This window comes from Streptomyces sp. NPDC102451, assembly GCF_044765485.1.
In the GTDB taxonomy this organism is placed as follows: Bacteria; Actinomycetota; Actinomycetes; order Streptomycetales; family Streptomycetaceae; genus Streptomyces.
Genome location: NZ_JBIWKD010000009.1, coordinates 210,216 through 227,491, shown reverse-complemented (window position 1 = coordinate 227,491; position 17,276 = coordinate 210,216). Strand labels below are relative to the sequence as shown.

Below are 17,276 nucleotides of genomic sequence, written 5' to 3'. Positions count from 1 at the left end.
GGTTCAGAGCGGGGTGGCCGCGTGGAGTATCCCGACGAGCGTCACCGTCGCGTTGAGCGACGAGAGCGCCGAGGCCGCCGTCCCCGCCGTCGCGATCACCGCCGCCAGGGCCAGGTGCGCGGAGGCGGGGGGCCAGAGTCCGGCCGAGGGTTCGGGGTCGAGCAGCGCCGCCACCCGGCGCGGCACGGGGCCCGCCGCCGCGAATGCGGGGAGCACCGCGGGCCCCGGCGGGCGGTGCGAGAACAGGGCCGCCTTGCCGACCGCCGTGGCGACGGCCCTGCGGCTGCCGACGGCGTACGCCGCCTCCTCGTCCGCCCAGCGTTCGGTGCTGTACGCCACCGCCGTCCGCAGGGGCAGGAGGAACGGGTTGGCGCGGGCCGCCAGTTGCGTCACCAGCAGATAGCGGTGGTGGCGGCCGGTCAGGTGCGCGCGCTCATGGGCGACGAGCGCGTCACGCTCGCGGGCGTCCAGGCAGTCCATCATCGCGGTGGAGACGACGACCCGGCCGCCCCGGCCGCGGCCCGCCGGAAGGGCGTACGCGTACGGCTCGGGGGACGGGACCAGCGCGAGGTCCCCCGTGGCGCCGGGCCCGGTGGTCCCCGGCAGGGCGCGGGCGGCGCCGATCCGGGCCCGGGCGTGCCGCAGCAGCGTGCCGCCGCAGGCCACCAGCACCGCACCCAGCACGCCGATCGCGATCAGTCCCGCCTTCTCGTCGTACGGCACGGCGGCGCGCACCTCGGGGTCCGACCAGCCGTCGGGCAGCGGGTTGCCGGGGAGCTGGGCGGTGCCGACCACCATGAGCAGGGTCAGGCACAGGGTGCTGCACAGGGCCAGTGTCGAACCCACGACGGCCAGCAGCCGGGTGGCGCTCCTGGGGTGCAGATGCTGTTCCGCGAGACGCGCCATGGGCAGGGCGGTCAGCGGCAGGACAAGTGGCAGGTAGACGAAGACGCCCATCGCGATGACTATCGGCCTTCTGGAGCGGTGGGATCGCCGGGGTCGTCCGCCGCGCGGGAGAGCAGCGCGCGGAGCCTGGCCTCGTCGCCGGGGGACAGCGCGGACACGAACCGGGCGAGGACGGCCGCCCTGTCGCGTTCGCCGTCCAGGACGCGGCGCATCCGCAGGGCGGCGAGGCCCGCCTCGTCGGAGGCCGGGGTCCAGGCGTAGGAACGGCCCTGGCGACTGCGGGTCACGGCCTTCTTCGCGTAGAGGCGGGAGAGGATCGTGATGACCGTGGTGTAGGCGAGGTCGCCGTCGAGGTGCTCCTGCACCCAGCCGGCCGTCGCGGGGCCGTCCGCCGTGCGCAGCACGGTCAGGACCTGGGACTCCAGCTGTCCCTGGCCGCGCCTGGGCAGCCGTCGGCCGTCCCCGGTGCCGCCGTCGTCCGTGCCAGTGGGCCTGTTCATCCGCCGCATCCTACTGAGTGGCCGGATACGGGTGTGCCGCCCGCCGTGCTGCCGACGGCCACCCGCGGTTCTTCTACACAGTTGTAGAGTTTGCTGGGTTCCCGCACCACAGGCAACGCAACGTATGGAGACGTCATGGCCCTTTGGGATCGGATCAAGGAATCCGCGTCGACGATGCAGACGCAGCTGGAGGCGAAGAAGAACGACCTGAAGAGCGGGGCGTTCCGGGACGCGAGCATGGCCATGTGTGCCCTGGTCTCCGCGGCGGACGGTTCCATCGACCCGTCCGAGCGGCAGCGCGTCGCCTCGCTGATCGCCACCAACGACGTGCTGCAGAACTTCCCGGCGGACGACCTCCAGCGCCGGTTCAACGACTACGTCAACAAGCTGACCGCGGACTTCGCCTTCGGCAAGGTCAGCATCCTCCAGGAGATCGCCAAGGCGAAGAAGAAGCCCGCCGAGGCGCGTGCCGTCATCCAGATCGGCATCGTGATCGGTGGCGCCGACGGCGATTTCGACAAGTCGGAGCAGGCCGTCGTGCGCGAGGCGTGCTTCGCGCTGGACCTGCCGCCGCACGAGTTCGACCTGTAGGGCTTCCCCCGCGAGGCGTACGGCCCGGGCCCTCGGGCCGGGCGCCTCGCGGACGCCCCTGGACCGGTCCGTCAGAGCTCCTTCGCCGGCCAGTCCAGCAGCCGGGCACCGATCACCGCGGTCTGCAGGGTGTAGCGGTGCATCGGGTCGGAGGGGTCCGAGCCGGTCAGCTGGTGTATCCGCTCCAGCCGGTACGTCAGCGCGCGCACGCTCAGCGAAAGCCGACGGGCCGTCTCGGCGGCCACACAGCCCGCGTCGAAGTACACGGACAGCGTCCGCAGAAGCGGTTCCGCGCCGCCCCGAGCCTCCTTGAGCGGGCCGAGCTCGCTCCGCACCAGATCGGCCATCGCCTGCCGGTCCCTGGTCAGCACCGGGTAGACGAGCAGGTCGGCGGCGTACAGCACGGGGTCGTCGAGGTTCATCCGCTGGGCCAGATCGAGGGCGTCGAGCGCCTCGTCGTACGAGTGGACCACCCCGCCGGGGCCACGGTGCGGGCGGCCGACCGCGACCTGGCCGCCGTCCGTCGCGACGTGCGCCTGCTTCGCGAAGTACCGCAGGACGTCCGGCTGACTGCCGGGGGCTATGCAGACGAGGCGGCCGTCCTTCGTGGTGAGCAGGATCTTCCGGCCGCTGAAACGGGAGAGCAGTGCCGCCTCCACGCTGCGGGGCACGGCGTCGGACTCGCTGTAGGCCTCCGGGCCCGCCGCCACGGCGACGGCGTGGGCCCGTGAGAGCCGCAGCCCGAACCGGGTGGCGCGCTCCGCGAGCCGCCCCAGGTCGCTGCGCCCGTACAGCAGGTCGTCGATGAACTCCCGCCGCGCCGCCTCCTCACGGCGCACGGTGATGCGCTGCGCACGCTCGAAGCCCTCCGCGAACGCGTCCACCGTCTGTTCCACCGCGCCCAGCACGGCGTCGGTGACGGCCGCACCCGTGGTGGTGAGCGGCCAGGCCGCGCGGGTCTCCGCGAGATGGAGGCGCACCAGCGCGCGCAGCTGATGCCCGGCCTCCGCTGCCTCACGGCCGAGCGTGCGCCGGGTCTCCAGCTCGTCCCGGGTGAGACGGCGGCCGGTCTCCGCGACCTCGGCCAGGATCCGGTCGTAGCCCTCCAGGAACCGCTCGGGGATCTCGGGCTCCGCCACGGCACGCTCCTCCACACATCGACAGCATCGGCACCTCGCCATCCCGTCAACGCACGGAAGCCTGTGCCGGTGCCCGGCAGGGCGATCCCGCAAAGGCTGCCGGATTCCGGCAATGCGCCAGGACTGCCCCGGCTGACAGGATCGGTTCAGCAACACACGGGGGAATCACGGGGGTTACGGGGGATCACGGGGGAAGGAACCGGTTGCTGCGGGACCGTTCGCGGCGACGCAGCGCCGGTGCCCCCGTGCCGCCTGCCGCCGCCCGGTCTCCCCGGACCGTACGGCATCGCAGGGGGTGGGCCGGATGACCGAGTTCTTTTCCGCAGCAGTCGCGTTCCCGGCCGTCGTCTTCGGCGGCGCACTGGTGGTCGTCGTCTGTTTCTGGCTGCTGGTGCTGGCCGGAGCGGCCGGGCCCGACTCCTTCGACGCAGACCTCGACGCCGAAGCGGTCGGCTTCGGCGGGGTGCCGGTCTCCGTTTCGGTGTCGCTGTTCATCGTCTTCTCCTGGTTCACCGGCCTGGCCGGCTCGGTCCTGGTGCTCCGCAGCGGAGCCACCGGCACCCCGCGGGCCGCACTGCACCTCGCCGTCCTGGCGGGGGCGCTCCTGATCGCCTGGGGGGTGGTCCGCATGCTCGTACGCCGCTTCCGCCGGCACTTCCCCGCGGAACCTCCTCCATCCCGCGAGGACTTCGTGGGTCAGGTCTGCACGATCCGTACGGGATCCGTCAGCGACGACTTCGGGCAGGCCGAGGTCGCTGCCGCCGACGGGTCGACCGCGATCGTGCAGGTGCGGCAGCCGCTGCGGCCGTCCGCGCCCGGTGACGTGTTCACCTCCGGCAGTACGGGCCTCCTGTACGCGTACGACGCCGACGGCGAGTTCTTCTGGGTCTCGCCGTACGACGCGTCGCTCGCCCCGCGCCCGCTGCCGCGCAAGGCCGGCTGACCCCGCCTCCCCTTCTCCGGGCCCCCGGCCCGTGGTTCCGCGCGCCGTCGTGCGGACCGGGCCCCCCTTCCTCTTCCTCGTACGTCATCACCAGCCGCAAGGACTGACATGGATGCCATCTCCTGGGGCATCGGCGTGCTCGTCGCCGTTGTCCTGCTCATCACCGTCGCTCTGGTCTTCGTCATCACCCGTCTCTTCCGCAAGGTCGAGCAGGGGAAGGCCCTGATCATCTCCAAGACCAAGAAGGTCGACGTCACCTTCACCGGTGCGGTCGTCCTCCCGGTGCTGCACAAGGCCGAGACCATGGACATCTCGGTGAAGACCATCGAGATCCGCCGCACCGGGCGCGAGGGCCTGATCTGCCAGGACAACATCCGCGCCGACATCCACATCACGTTCTTCGTCCGGGTCAACAAGACCATCGAGGACGTCATCAAGGTGGCGCAGGCCATCGGCACGGAGCGGGCGAGCGACAAGGTCGCCATCCAGGAGTTCTTCGCCGCGAAGTTCTCCGAGGCGCTCAAGACCGTCGGCAAGCAGCTCGACTTCGTCGACCTGTACACCAAGCGTGAGGAGTTCCGGGACCGGATCATCCGGGTCATCGGGACCGACCTGAACGGCTACCACCTCGACGACGCCGCGATCGACTTCCTCGAGCAGACGCCGATGGCGCAGCTCGACGGAGCCAACATCCTGGACGCGCAGGGCATCCGGAAGATCACCGAACTGACGGCGATCGAGCACGTACGGACCAACGAGTTCCAGCGCACCGAGCAGAAGGAGATCACCCGGCAGGACGTCGACGCCCGCGAGACCATCCTGGAGCTGGAGCGCCGGCAGGCGGAGGCGGAGATCAAGCAGCGCCGCGAGGTCGAGACGCTGCGGGCCCGCGAGGAGTCGGCCACCGCCCGGGTGCAGGAGGAGGAGCGGCTCGGTTCGCAGAGCGCGTTCATCCGCACCGAGGAGCAGCTCGGCATCCAGCGGGAGAACCAGGCACGCGAGGTCGCCGTCGCGCAGAAGAACCGTGAGCGGGTCATCGCGGTGGAGAACGAGCGCATCGAGAAGGACCGGATGCTGGAGGTCATCGGGCGCGAGCGCGAGACCGAGCTGAACCGGATCGCCGCGACGAAGGAGGTCGAGGCCGAGCGCCGTGAGGTGGCGGACGTGATCCGGGAACGGATCGCGGTGGACCGCACGGTCGCCGAGCAGGAGGAGTCGATCCTGACCCTGCGGTCCGTCGAGGAGTCGGAGCGCACCCGCCGGTCCGTGATCATCGCGGCCGAGGCGGAGGCGCAGGAGAAGCTGGTCAAGGACATCAAGGCGGCGGAGGCCGCGGAGGCGGCGGCGGTCCACCTGGCGGCCGAGCAGCTGACGCTCGCGGACGCCCGGCTGAAGACGGCCGACCTCGACGCGCAGGCGAAGCTGCGGCTGGCGGAGGGCATCCAGGCGGAGTCCGCCGCGGCGGGGCTTGCGGAGGTCCAGGTCCGGGACGCGGAGGCCGTGGTCACCGAGAAGGCCGGTCTCGCGGAGGCCCAGGCGACCGAGGCCCGGCTCAGGGCCGAGGCGGAGGGCGCGCGCCTGAAGGCGCTGGCGGCCGCGGAGGGTACGCAGGCGCAGGCGACCGCCGACGCGGCGGTGATCGGCGAGAAGCTGAAGGCCGAGGCGGAGGGGCTCACCCAGAAGGCCGCGGCGATGGCCGCGCTCGACGAGGCGTCGCGCGGGCACGAGGAGTACCGGCTGCGGCTGGCCGCGGAGAAGGAGATCCGGCTGGCGGAGTTCGATGTGCAGCGGCAGGTGGCCGAGGCGCAGGCGACGATCCTGGCGACGGGTCTGGAGAACGCGGACATCGACATCGTGGGCGGGGACTCGGTCTTCTTCGACCGGCTCGTGTCGTCGATCTCGCTGGGGCGGAGTGTGGACGGGTTCGTCGACAACTCCCGTACGGCGCAGGCCCTTGCGGGGCCGTGGCTGGACGGCAGCTCGTCCTTCACGGACGACCTGACCCGGGTGCTGGGGTCGGTGTCCTCGGGGGACGTGCAGAACCTGACGGTGTCGGCGTTGCTGATGCAGCTGATGCGGGGGACGTCGGGGGCGGCCTCGGGGCAGGTACGGCAGTTGCTGGCGGCGGCGGAGGAGCTGGGGCTGGCGGGGATGACGGTGTCGTCGCTCGCGGGCGGGTCGTCGCTCGCGGGCGGGTCGTCTCCCACGGGTGGGTCGTCTCCGGCGCCGTCGAAGAACGGGGCCGCGCCTGCGGGGGTGGCGTAGCGGGGGGCTGTTCCTGCCCCGGGGCGAAGGGTTCGGCCCCGCCCCGGGCGAGGGTTCCGTCCTCAATCGCCGGACGGGCTTGATTGTGCCGGGCTGGGTGTGAGAGCGCGCCTGTTCGCACGGCGATGCGCTCCGGAGAGGGCGTTGTCAGTGAGTGTTATTTCGTAGGGAGCCGTGCGCATGGACCGTGACACCACACTCACCGACGGCGGTGCCTACGAGGTGCTCCGGCGGCGGCTCGCGGCGCAGGCCGATGAGCTCGTCCGGCGGGCCGAGGCGCTCAACGCGCGGCGGACCGAGGAGTTCGGGTCGACCGGGCTGCGGCTGCTCGCCACCGAGCAGGTGCACACCGAGCGCCCCTCGCAGGCCCGGGACCTGGTCGCCGTCGGCGACCGGCTGCTGTTCGGCTTCGAGCGCGGCCCCGGTGTCGGCGGGGAGACCGGGGTCGGTGACGTCCTCGTCCTGCGGGAGGCCGGCCTGGACGAGGTGACGGGCGAAGGGCCGCTGGCCGACGAGGCGTTCGTACGGGAGTTCGCGGGCCTGCACCGCTACTTCCGCGATGCCCGGCTGCTGCGGCTGCGCAGGGTCAACGGCCGGCTGATCGCCGTGTTCCGCACCGGGGAGAGCGCCGAGGACGTCCGTGTCCTGCGCTGGGCCCTGGGCCCGGACGGGACGCCCGGGGAGTTCCTGGACGCCCGGGGCGAGAAGGACCACGTCTTCCCGCCCTCGCACGACTTCGACTGGACCCCGGCCGGCCGGGACGCCCACCGGCCCGGCCGGCACCCGCACATCGCCGTCGCCGAGGACGCGCTCTTCGTCGACACCCTGGGCGGCACGCTCACCGTCAAGACCGAGGACGACACCGAGACCCCGGACGGGATCTACGAGGAGCCCGTCGACGAGCCGCTGCAGTCCCTGGCGGACGCCGACGTCGAGTACGCGCGGGCCGGGCCGCTGGTCCTGCTGCGGGTGCGCCCGTACAAGGAGGAGGCCTGGCGCCACCTGGTCTTCAACACCCTGCTCGGCCGGGTCCAGCGGCTGGATGCGATCGGGCCGTCCTGCCACCGGCTCCCCGAGGACCAGGGGATCATCTTCCCCGGCGGCTACTACCTGACCACCGGCGCGGCCAAGACGTTCGACACCGCCGAGGAGCTCACCGACCCGGTCTTCGAGGGCGCGGTCCGCTCGCCCAACGGCGAGGACGTGCTGTACGTCTTCCGGTCACGCGACGAGAGCCGCACCCTGCTCCTGCCGTACAACCTGATCCGCCAGGAGGTCGCCACCCCGCTGCTCGGCCGGGGGCACGCGCTCCTGGACGACGGCACCCTCGTCCTGCTCAAGGGCGGCGAGGACGGGCCCGCCCGTGTGCACCCGTTGCAGCGCTGGCGGACCCCGTACGCCTCCGACACCTACGCCGCCGCGCGCCCCGCCGGGACCGGCCCGCTCGCCCGGACCGGCAACGCCGACCTGGTGCGCGGGATCTCCGACTGCCTCGCCCTGGCGCACGGCATCCGCGACATGACGCCGACCGCCGCCGTGTACACCCGGCTCGTCGCCGACTGCGCCAGGGCCGGCGACCGCTACCACTGGCTCACCGACCCCGAGCTGGGCGGACTCGGCGAGCCCCTGACGGAGATCGGGGCCACCGCGGGCCAGGTCCTGGCCGAGTTCGGGACGGTGCAGGAGCTGACCCGGCAGGCCGCCGAGGCCCTGGAGGAGACGGCGGCCCGGCTCACCGCCCTGGTCCGCCGCATCCGGGGCGAGGCGCCGCGCACGGCGGCCGCCTGGGTCGACCAGCTCACCGAACTCCGCCGTACACACGGTCACTTGGCGACGCTCTCGGAGATGCGGTACGCCGACACCCAGCGCATCGCCAAGCTGTCCGCCGAGGCCGAGGACGACCTGGCGTCGGCCGCCCGGCGGGCCGTCTCCTTCCTGGCCCGCGAGGACGCCTTCGCCGGGTACCACGAGGAGCTCGCCGCCCTCACCGCCACCGCCGACGCGCTGACCGCGGTCGCTGACGCCTCGGAGGTCGGCGACCGGCTGACGGCGATCACCGAGGGGCTGGCGACCGTCACGGACGTGGTGGCCGGGCTCGACATCGGGGACGCCACCGTCCGTACGTCGATCCTGGAGCGGATCGCCGGGGTGCTGGGCGACGCCAACCGGGCCCGCGCCACCCTCGACGCCCGCCGCCGGGAGCTGCTGTCGCAGGAGGGCCGGGCCGAGTTCGCCGCCGAGTTCGCGCTGCTCGGGCAGGCCGTCACGGGGGCGCTGGCCGCCGCCGACTCCCCCGAGGCCTGCGACGAGCAGCTGGCGCGGCTGCTGCTCCAGCTGGAGAACCTGGAGTCCCGGTTCGCGGAGTCCGACGACTTCCTCGGCCGGCTGACCGAGCGCAGGACCGAGGTCCACGAGGCGTTCTCGGCCCGTCGGCAGACCCTCCAGGACGCCCGTGCCCGGCGGGCAGAGCGGCTCGCGGACTCGGCCGCCCGGGTGCTGGAGACAGTCACCCGGCGCCTGGCCGCGCTGGAGGACCTGGACGCCGTCCACACGTACTTCGCCTCCGACCCGATGGTCGCCAAGGTCCGGCGCACCGCCGAGGAGCTGCGCGAGCTGGGCGAACCGGTGCGCGCCGAGGAGCTCGACGGGCGGCTGAAGGCGGCCCGCCAGGAGGCCGGGCGCGCGCTGCGGGACCGCGGCGAGCTGTACGCGGACGGCGGCGCGGTCCTCAAGCTGGGCCGCCACCGGTTCGCGGTGAACAGCCGGCCCTTCGACCTGACCCTGGTCCCGCACGGCGACCGGCTCGCCTTCGCGCTGACCGGCACCGACTACCGGGCGCCGGTCACCGACCCGGAGTTCGCGGCGACCCGCCCGTACTGGGACCGGCTGCTGCCCTCGGAGTCCCGGGACGTCTACCGCGCCGAGCACCTGGCCGCCCGGCTGCTGGACGAGCACGGCGCCGACGCCCTGGCGGACGCGCGGGACCTGGCCGGACTCGTCCGGGAGGCGGCAGCGGCGGCGTACGACGAGGGTCACCAGCGTGGCGTCCACGACGAGGACGCCACCGCGATCCTGACCGCCCTGCTGGAGCTGTACGCCGGTGCGGGGCTGCTGCGGTACGAGTCCGCTGTGCGCGCCGCCGCGCAGCTGTTCTGGGCGCACGAGGCGGACGAGGCGCTCCGTACGTCCTGGGCGCGCCGGGCCGTGTCGCTGGCGCGGGCCCGCGACACCTTCGGGCTCGCCCCCGCCATCGCCGTGCTCCAGGAGGAGTGGGCGGCCGTGATGGGCGCGGGGAGTACGGCCGCCGTGTACCTCTTCGAGGAGCTGACGAGCGGCCCCGCCGGCTTCGTGACGAGCGCCGCCACCCGCGAGTTCCTGGAGAAGTTCCGCCGGGCGACCGGGACTTCGGCGTACGACGACGACCTGGCCGCCTTCGGTGACGACCTGCCGGCCCGGCGCCAGCTGGTCGAGGGCTGGCTCGGCTCGTACGCCGCCGCGTCCGGCACCGACGTGGACGCCGGGGACCTGGCGGAGGCCGCGGCCGTGGAGCTCTGCCCCGGCCTGGAGCGGTACGACCGCGACGCCCCGCTCACCGCGACCGTGGACGGACTGCTCGGCGACCACCCCCGTGTCGAGAGGGGGTCGCTGACCGTGCGGCTGGACGAACTCCTCGCCCGTACCGCCGAGTTCCGCGCCGAGGGCGTGCCCGGCTTCCGCGCCTACCAGCGGCTGCGCACCACGCTGGTCGACTCCGAGCGCGCCCGGCTGCGGCTGGACGACCACCGGCCGCGCGTGATGTCGGCGTTCGTCCGCAACCAGCTGCTGGACGAGGTGTACCTGCCGCTGATCGGCGACAGCCTCGCCAAGCAGCTCGGCACCGCGGACGCGGACCGGCGCACCGACTCGCAGGGCCTGCTGCTGCTCGTCTCCCCGCCCGGCTACGGCAAGACGACGCTCATGGAGTACGTCGCCGACCGGCTCGGCATGGTCCTGGTGAAGGTCAGCGGGCCGAACCTCGGCCACGACGTGACGTCCCTGGACCCGGCGCAGGCGCGCGGGGCGACCGCACGCCGCGAGGTCGAGAAGATCAACTTCGCGCTGGAGTCGGGCAACAACACCCTGCTCTACCTGGACGACATCCAGCACACCTCGCCGGAGCTGCTCCAGAAGTTCATTCCACTCTGCGACGCCACCCGCCGCGTCGAGGGGGTGCGGGACGGTGAGCCGCGCAGCTACGACCTGCGGGGCAAGCGGTTCGCGGTGGTCATGGCGGGCAACCCGTACACCGAGTCCGGGGACCGGTTCAGGATTCCGGACATGCTCGCCAACCGGGCCGACGTGTGGAACCTCGGCGAGGTGCTGAGCGGCCGGGAGGACGTGTTCGCGCTGAGTTTCGTGGAGAACGCGCTGACCGCCAACCCGGTCCTCGCCCCGCTCGCGGGCCGCTCCCGCGCCGACCTGGCGCTGCTCGTGCGCATGGCGTCCGGCTCCGGGCTCGCCGCGCGTGCCGACCAGCTGGAGCACGCCTACGCGCCGGCCGAGCTGGACCGGATCGTGTCCGTCCTGCGCCATCTGCTCACGGCCCGGGAGACGGTCCTCGCGGTGAACGCGGCGTACATCGCGTCGGCGGCGCAGACCGACGCGGCGCGCACCGAGCCGCCGTTCCGGCTCCAGGGCTCGTACCGCAACATGAACAAGATCGCCGAGCGGATCGTGCCCGTCATGAACGATGCCGAGCTGTCCGCCGTCGTCGACGACCACTATGCGGGCGAGGCCCAGACTCTCACCACGGGCGCCGAGTCGAACCTGCTGAAGCTGGCCGCCCTGCGGGGCACGCTCGGCCCGGCACAGGCCGAGCGCTGGGCGGCGGTCACCTCCGCCTACGTACGCACGCAGGCCCTCGGCGGGCCCGACGGCGACCCCGCCTCCCGGGCGGTCGGTGCGCTGGGCCTCCTCGCGGACCGGATCGCGGCGGTCGAGGCGGCCATCGAGCGGGCGACGGGCCCCGACGGGGTGACGCGGGCCCACGCCCCCGTCACGCGATGATCACCGACACGCCCGACTGAACCGGAGGGAGCAAGGCATGCTGGGTTCCGTGACCTCACTTCCCCAACAGCCCCAACGCCCCGCGAGCAGTGGCCACATGGTGGTCTGCGGCGACGACGCCCTCGCCCGCAGGCTCGCCGTGGAGCTGCGCTACGTGTACGGGGAGCGGGTCACGCTCCTGGTCCCCCCGGGCCGGGAACCCAGCAGGCCGGACCTGCCCCTGACCCAACGGGCGCGGGCGGGCGCCCTGTTCGGGCGGATGTCGGCCGCGATGATGCGCAACGGGACGGCCGGCGGGAACGGCACGGGCGACACGAACGCCGGCGTCGAGGCCGTCCGCATCATGGAGGCGCACGAGCCCTCCGACGACGTGCTGGAGGAGGCAGGCGTGGACCGCGCCGCCGCGCTCGCGCTCGTCTACGACGACGACGAGCTCAACATCCGCGCCGCCCTGACGGCCCGTCGGCTCAACCCGCGTCTGCGCCTCGTCATCCGGCTCTACAACCGCAAGCTGGGGCAGCACCTGGAGACGCTGCTCGACCAGGCGGCCGCCGTCGCCATGCCCGGTCTCGACCCGGCCGTGCTGGACGCCTCCACCACCGTCCTCTCCGACGCCGACACCGCCGCACCGGCCCTCGCCGCCACGGCCCTGACCGGCAGCAGCAAGGTCATCCAGGCCGAGGGACTGCTCCTGCGCGCCGTCGAGCGCACCCCGCCGCGTCCGGGCGAGCTCGCCGATCCGGGGCTGTGCACCCTGGCCCTGCTCTCCTCCACCAGCCAGGACCCGGCCGGCAGCGAGGGCTCCGACAGCAGCGGCGACGAGGGCCCGCAGCTCCTGCCCGACCTGGCGACGGTGAACGCCGCCACGGGCCGGGGCACGATCGTCCTGGAGGCCATCAGCCAGGCGGGGCCCGACCAGGCACCCACCCGCATGGGAGGCAGGGGCGCACCGCTCGGCCAGGTCTTCTCCCGGCGGCTACGCTGGTCGGCGCTGGGCGTCGCGGCGGCCGTCGTCGCCCTGGCCGTCGCCTCGGTGGTCACCACGGGGGACAGCCCGCTGCACGCCGCCTATCTGACCCTGCTGGACCTGCTGGCGATGGGCGACCCGGCGGTCGAGGACACCGATTCGGCGTCCCGCCAGGTCATCCAGCTGCTCTCCGGCATGGCCGGGCTCCTGCTGCTGCCGCTGCTGGTCGCCGCCGTCCTGGAGGCGTTCGGCTCGCTGCGCACCGCGTCCTCCCTGCGCCGGCCCCCGCGCGGTCTGTCGGGCCATGTGGTCCTGCTGGGTCTCGGCAAGATCGGTACGAGGGTCCTGGTGCGGCTGCGGGAGCTGGACATCCCGGTGGTGGTCGTCGAGGAGGACCCGGAGGCGCGCGGCATCCCGCTGGCCCGCAGCCTGCACGTCCCGACGGTCCTCGGCGACGTGACCCAGGAGGGCGTCCTGGAGGCGGCCAAGATCCGCCGGGCCCGCGCGCTGCTCGCCCTGACCAGCATCGACACGACGAACCTCGAAGCCGCGCTGTACGCCCGCTCGGTGAAGCCGGAACTGCGGGTGGCGCTGCGCCTGTACGACGACGAGTTCGCCACCGCCGTCTACCGCACCCTGCGCACGGCCCACCCGCAGGCCCTGACCCGGTCCCGCTCGGTGTCCCATCTGGCCGCGCCGTCGTTCGCCGTCGCCATGATGGGGCGGCAGATCCTCGGCGCGGTGCCGGTGGAGCGCAAGGTGATGCTCTTCGCCGCCCTGGAGGTGGCGGGCCACCCGCAGCTGGAGGGCCGGACCGTCGACCAGGCGTTCCGGGCGGGCGCCTGGCGGGTCCTGGCCCTGGACGCCACCCCGCCGGCCGACCGCCTCCCGGACCTGGCCGCCGTACCGCCGTTCGACCCGGACGGCCCCACCGGCCCCGGTGCCCCGGACCGGCCCTCCGGCCTGGTCTGGGACCTGCACCCGGGCTATGTGCTGCGGCGGGAGGACCGGGTGGTGATCGCCGCGACCCGGCGCGGGCTGGCCGAGCTGCTGCGCGGGCAGCGCTCGGTCTCCCGCCGCTGAGCGGGGGGCGGGGTCCGGGGGCCGGGCCGCCGGGGGCGCGCGGGCCCGGGAGCGCCCGCTAGCCGATGAGCGTCTCCTTCGGGCGGACCACGCAGAACTCGTTCCCCTCCGGATCGGCCAGCACGGTCCACGACTCGTCGCCGGTCTGGCCGACGTCCGCGTGGCGGGCGCCGAGAGCGAGGAGGCGCTCGATCTCGGCCTCCCGGTCCTCCGCGGCGGACGTCAGGTCGAGGTGCAGACGGTTCTTGCCCGCCTTGCGGTCCGTCACCGGCATGAAGCAGATGCCCACGGGTGAGGTCTCGTCCGGACCGATCACGACCTCCCTCTCCCGCTCGGACAGGATGCGCCAGCGCAGCGCTTCGGCCCAGAAGCGGGACAGGGCGGGCAGGTCGTGGGTGTCGATGACGATGTGGTGCAGCGAGACGGGCATGTCGGCCAGTGTTCCCGGCCTCCGCCCTAGAGGAACATCCCCATCGCCTGCCGCACCTCCGTGAGCGTCGCCTCGGCCACGGCGTTCGCCCGCTCGTTGCCGGCCCGCAGCACGTCACGTACGTACCCCATGTCCTGGGCGTACTCCGCCCGGCGGGCGCGGATCGGGGCCATCGCCGCGTTGACGGCCTCCGTCACGGTCCGCTTGAGACCGGCCGCGCCGCTGTTGCCGATCTCCTCGGCGACCTCGTGCGGGTCGCGGCCGAGGCAGAGCGCGGCCAGCAGCACCAGGCTCGACACCCCGGGCCGCAGCCCGGGGTCGTAGGTGATGTGCCGGTCGGCGTCGGTGGTGGCGCCCTTGATCAGCCGGGCGGTCTCGTCGGCGTCGGCGCCGAGGGCGATGGAGTTGCCGCGGCTCTTACTCATCTTGGTGGCGTCGGTGCCGAGCAGCAGGGGCGCGGCGGAGAGCAGCGCGTCGGGCTCGGGGAAGACATCGCCGTACCGCTCGTTGAAGCGCCGGGCGACGGTGCGGGTGATCTCCAGGTGGGGCAGCTGGTCCTGGCCGACGGGGACGAGGTTGCCCTTGCAGAACAGGATGTCGGCGGCCTGGTGCACCGGGTAGGTGTACATGAGGCCGCTGACGGCGGACTGCCGGGAGTGCGCGATCTCGTCCTTCACCGTGGGGTTGCGGCCCAGTTCGGCGACGGAGACCAGGGACAGGAACGGCAGCAGCAGCTGGTTGAGGGCGGGGACCGCGCTGTGGTTGAAGACCGTCGTACGGGCGGGGTCGATCCCGATGGCGAGATAGTCCAGGAGCAGCCCCTCCACATGCTCGGTGAGCCGCTCGGCCACGTCCCGGTCGGTGAGGACCTGATAGTCGGCGATCAGCACGAAGACGTCCACGCCCAGGTCCTGGAGGCGCACCCGGTTGTGGAGGGTGCCGAAGTAGTGGCCGAGGTGCAGGGCCCCGGTGGGCCGGTCGCCGGTGAGGACGCGGAAGCGTCCGGGGTCCAGGGCGAGCTGCTGTTCCAGTTCGGCGCTGCGGCGCACCGCGGGACTGACGGAGAGGTCGGCGGTCGTGGTCACGGGGGTCTCCTCGCTGGTGGTGTATGCGTGGAGGACGGCCCGTCACGGGGCACCGGGGCAGCGAAAAGGGCCGTCCGAAGATCGAACGGCCCTGGTTCCGTGCAGAGAAGGTGGCCGCTCCTAGGAGGAGCGCCACCAGTTTCGGCACGGTACGGAGGTCATGGCGCGAGTGTAGCGCGCAGCGGCCTTCCGGCACGGGAGCGTTTTCCTACTTGTCGCCGCCACCGACGTAGAAGAGCAGCATGACGAACCCGGCGAACAGGTGCGTCGCGAAGACGTAGACGAAGACGCGCAGGGCGACGCCGCGTTCCTTCCAGCGTTCGCTCTCGCTCATCAGGCGTTCCTCCGTCCGGCGGCCGCGGCGGGCGCCGTGTCCAGGGTACGCAGGGCCCGGTGGACAGGTGTCCTGGAGCGGGTGGAATAGGGAGAGGGGGTGCTCCGTTGTAGGGTGTGTTCACATAGTTCAACGTTCAACCAATAGCCACGGACCACGTGCTCAACACTTCTCGCTCAACACCTTTGGAGGCGGGCGCCATGCAGTTCGGGATCTTCACCGTCGGGGACGTCACCACCGACCCCACGACCGGTACGACACCGAGCGAGAACGAGCGGATCAAGGCGACCCTCGCGATCGCGCTCAAGGCCGAGGAAGTGGGCCTGGACGTCTTCGCGACCGGCGAGCACCACAACCCGCCGTTCGTCCCGTCCTCGCCGACGACCACGCTCGGCTACATCGCGGCCCGCACCGAGAAGCTGATCCTCTCCACCTCGACCACGCTGATCACCACCAACGACCCGGTGAAGATCGCCGAGGACTACGCCACGCTCCAGCACCTGGCCGACGGCCGCGTCGACCTGATGATGGGCCGCGGCAACACCGGGCCGGTCTACCCCTGGTTCGGCAAGGACATCCGTCAGGGCATCCCGCTGGCGATCGAGAACTACGCGCTGCTGCACAAGCTGTGGCGCGAGGACGTCGTCGACTGGGAGGGGAAGTTCCGCACCCCGCTGCAGTCCTTCACCGCGACCCCGCGCCCGCTGGACGGTGTCCCGCCGTTCGTCTGGCACGGCTCGATCCGCTCGCCGGAGATCGCCGAGCAGGCCGCGTACTACGGCGACGGGTTCTTCCACAACAACATCTTCTGGCCCATGGAGCACACCAGGAAGATGGTCGACCTCTACCGGCGCCGCTACGCCCACTACGGGCACGGCACCGCCGAGCAGGCGATCGTGGGCCTCGGCGGCCAGGTGTTCATGCGGAAGAACTCGCAGGACGCGGTGCGGGAGTTCCGCCCGTACTTCGACAACGCCCCGGTCTACGGACATGGGCCCTCCCTGGAGGACTTCACCCAGCAGACCCCGCTGACCGTCGGCTCCCCGCAGGAGGTCATCGAGCGGACCCTGTCCTTCCGCGAGGACGTCGGTGACTACCAGCGCCAGCTGTTCCTGATGGACCACGCGGGGCTGCCGCTGAAGACGGTCCTGGAGCAGCTCGACATCCTGGGCGAGGAGGTCGTGCCCGTCCTGCGCAAGGAGTTCGCCCGCCTGCGCCCGGCCGGAGTGCCGGACGCCCCCGTCCACCCCGCGGTCGCCGCCGCCCGCGCCGCCGCCGCAGACCCGAAGGAGCTCCGATGACCGTGCCCGCCACCGCCCCCCTGAAGATCGTCGCCGTCGCGGCCGGTCTCAGCAGCCCCTCCTCCACCCGGCTGCTGGCCGACCGGCTCGCCGGGGCGGCCCGCGAGAGGCTGGCGGCCGAGCAGGACCGCCGCGTCGAGGTCGAGGTCGTCGAGCTGCGCGACCTGGCCGTCGACATCGCCAACCACCTGGTCACCGGCTTCCCGCCGGCCGGCCTGAAGAAGGCGCTCGACGCGGTGACCGGGGCGGACGGACTGATCGCCGTGACGCCCGTCTTCACCGCCTCGTACAGCGGGCTGTTCAAGTCCTTCTTCGACCTGGTCGACAACACCGCGCTGACCGGCAAGCCCGTCGTCATCGCGGCGACCGGCGGCACCCCTCGCCACTCGCTGGTCCTGGAGCACGCGATGCGCCCGCTCTTCGCCTACCTGCGGGCCGTCGTCCTGCCGACCTCCGTGTACGCGGCGTCGGAGGACTGGGGCAGAGACGGGGACGAGTACACCGAGGGGCTGCCCTCCCGGATCCGGCGCGCGGGCGGCGAGCTCGCCTCCGCAGTGACGGGCCGGACCGTCTCCGGCGCCTCACGGACCCCGACCCTCGACGACGGCGAGGACGCGCTCGTCCCGTTCGAGCAGCAGCTCGCCGGACTGCGGGTCGGCTGAAGCCGGCCCCGGGGGCCTGAGCGG

Annotated in this window: 13 protein-coding genes; 7 read left to right on the top strand and 6 right to left on the bottom strand. The window is 72.9% G+C overall.

Annotated elements, in window-relative coordinates; translation table 11 throughout:
* Nucleotides 1-3: 3 nt before the first annotated feature.
* A complete protein-coding gene (locus tag ACIRD8_RS22090) occupies nucleotides 4-957 on the bottom strand; it encodes a M56 family metallopeptidase (RefSeq protein WP_403993998.1) in 954 nt (317 codons plus the stop codon).
* A gap of 8 nt (nucleotides 958-965) precedes the next feature.
* Nucleotides 966-1,406, bottom strand: coding sequence for a BlaI/MecI/CopY family transcriptional regulator (locus ACIRD8_RS22085; protein ID WP_403993995.1), 441 nt, complete (start codon nucleotides 1,404-1,406; stop codon nucleotides 966-968).
* A gap of 135 nt (nucleotides 1,407-1,541) precedes the next feature.
* Here ACIRD8_RS22085 and ACIRD8_RS22080 point away from each other — a divergent pair, with 135 nt between their 5' ends.
* Nucleotides 1,542-1,997 (top strand): tellurite resistance TerB family protein, encoded by a 456-nt coding sequence (locus ACIRD8_RS22080; RefSeq protein WP_403993992.1) that lies wholly within the window; start codon nucleotides 1,542-1,544, stop codon nucleotides 1,995-1,997.
* 71 nt (nucleotides 1,998-2,068) lie between these two features.
* On the opposite strand, the gene ACIRD8_RS22075 is transcribed toward ACIRD8_RS22080, so the two are convergent.
* Nucleotides 2,069-3,136 carry a PucR family transcriptional regulator gene (locus ACIRD8_RS22075; RefSeq protein ID WP_403993989.1) on the bottom strand — a complete coding sequence of 356 codons (1,068 nt, stop codon included), beginning with the start codon at nucleotides 3,134-3,136 and terminating at the stop codon, nucleotides 2,069-2,071.
* Between the two features lie 304 nt (nucleotides 3,137-3,440).
* Between ACIRD8_RS22075 and ACIRD8_RS22070 the strand changes: the two genes are divergently transcribed.
* The 4 genes from ACIRD8_RS22070 to ACIRD8_RS22055 all read left to right on the top strand — a co-directional run bounded on the left by ACIRD8_RS22070 (nucleotide 3,441) and on the right by ACIRD8_RS22055 (nucleotide 13,440).
* Entirely contained in the window at nucleotides 3,441-4,079 is a 639-nt protein-coding gene (locus ACIRD8_RS22070; RefSeq protein ID WP_403993986.1) for a hypothetical protein, read from the top strand.
* Nucleotides 4,080-4,187: 108 nt separating this feature from the next.
* A complete protein-coding gene (locus ACIRD8_RS22065; RefSeq protein WP_403993983.1) occupies nucleotides 4,188-6,344 on the top strand; it encodes a flotillin family protein in 2,157 nt (718 codons plus the stop codon).
* Between the two features lie 180 nt (nucleotides 6,345-6,524).
* Nucleotides 6,525-11,390 carry a DNA repair ATPase gene (locus tag ACIRD8_RS22060; protein ID WP_403993981.1) on the top strand — a complete coding sequence of 1,622 codons (4,866 nt, stop codon included), beginning with the start codon at nucleotides 6,525-6,527 and terminating at the stop codon, nucleotides 11,388-11,390.
* 37 nt (nucleotides 11,391-11,427) lie between these two features.
* Nucleotides 11,428-13,440 (top strand): NAD-binding protein, encoded by a 2,013-nt coding sequence (locus ACIRD8_RS22055; RefSeq protein WP_403993978.1) that lies wholly within the window; start codon nucleotides 11,428-11,430, stop codon nucleotides 13,438-13,440.
* 58 nt (nucleotides 13,441-13,498) lie between these two features.
* Here ACIRD8_RS22055 and ACIRD8_RS22050 read toward each other — a convergent pair whose 3' ends face one another.
* The 3 genes from ACIRD8_RS22050 to ACIRD8_RS22040 form a co-directional block, all read right to left on the bottom strand.
* On the bottom strand, nucleotides 13,499-13,870 hold the full coding sequence (locus ACIRD8_RS22050; protein ID WP_403993975.1) for a VOC family protein: 372 nt from the start codon (nucleotides 13,868-13,870) through the stop codon (nucleotides 13,499-13,501).
* Between the two features lie 26 nt (nucleotides 13,871-13,896).
* Nucleotides 13,897-14,955: a tryptophan--tRNA ligase gene (trpS, locus tag ACIRD8_RS22045; RefSeq protein ID WP_403993972.1), complete on the bottom strand. Its 1,059-nt coding sequence runs from the start codon at nucleotides 14,953-14,955 to the stop codon at nucleotides 13,897-13,899.
* Nucleotides 14,956-15,163: 208 nt separating this feature from the next.
* Nucleotides 15,164-15,289: a DUF6126 family protein gene (locus ACIRD8_RS22040; RefSeq protein ID WP_222723278.1), complete on the bottom strand. Its 126-nt coding sequence runs from the start codon at nucleotides 15,287-15,289 to the stop codon at nucleotides 15,164-15,166.
* Nucleotides 15,290-15,489: 200 nt separating this feature from the next.
* On the opposite strand from ACIRD8_RS22040, the gene ACIRD8_RS22035 reads away from it, so the two are divergent.
* Nucleotides 15,490-16,590: an LLM class flavin-dependent oxidoreductase gene (locus ACIRD8_RS22035; protein ID WP_099173365.1), complete on the top strand. Its 1,101-nt coding sequence runs from the start codon at nucleotides 15,490-15,492 to the stop codon at nucleotides 16,588-16,590.
* Nucleotides 16,587-17,252 carry an FMN reductase gene (locus ACIRD8_RS22030; RefSeq protein WP_403993968.1) on the top strand — a complete coding sequence of 222 codons (666 nt, stop codon included), beginning with the start codon at nucleotides 16,587-16,589 and terminating at the stop codon, nucleotides 17,250-17,252. Before ACIRD8_RS22035 ends, ACIRD8_RS22030 begins: the two co-directional genes overlap by 4 nt.
* Nucleotides 17,253-17,276 lie beyond the last annotated feature (24 nt).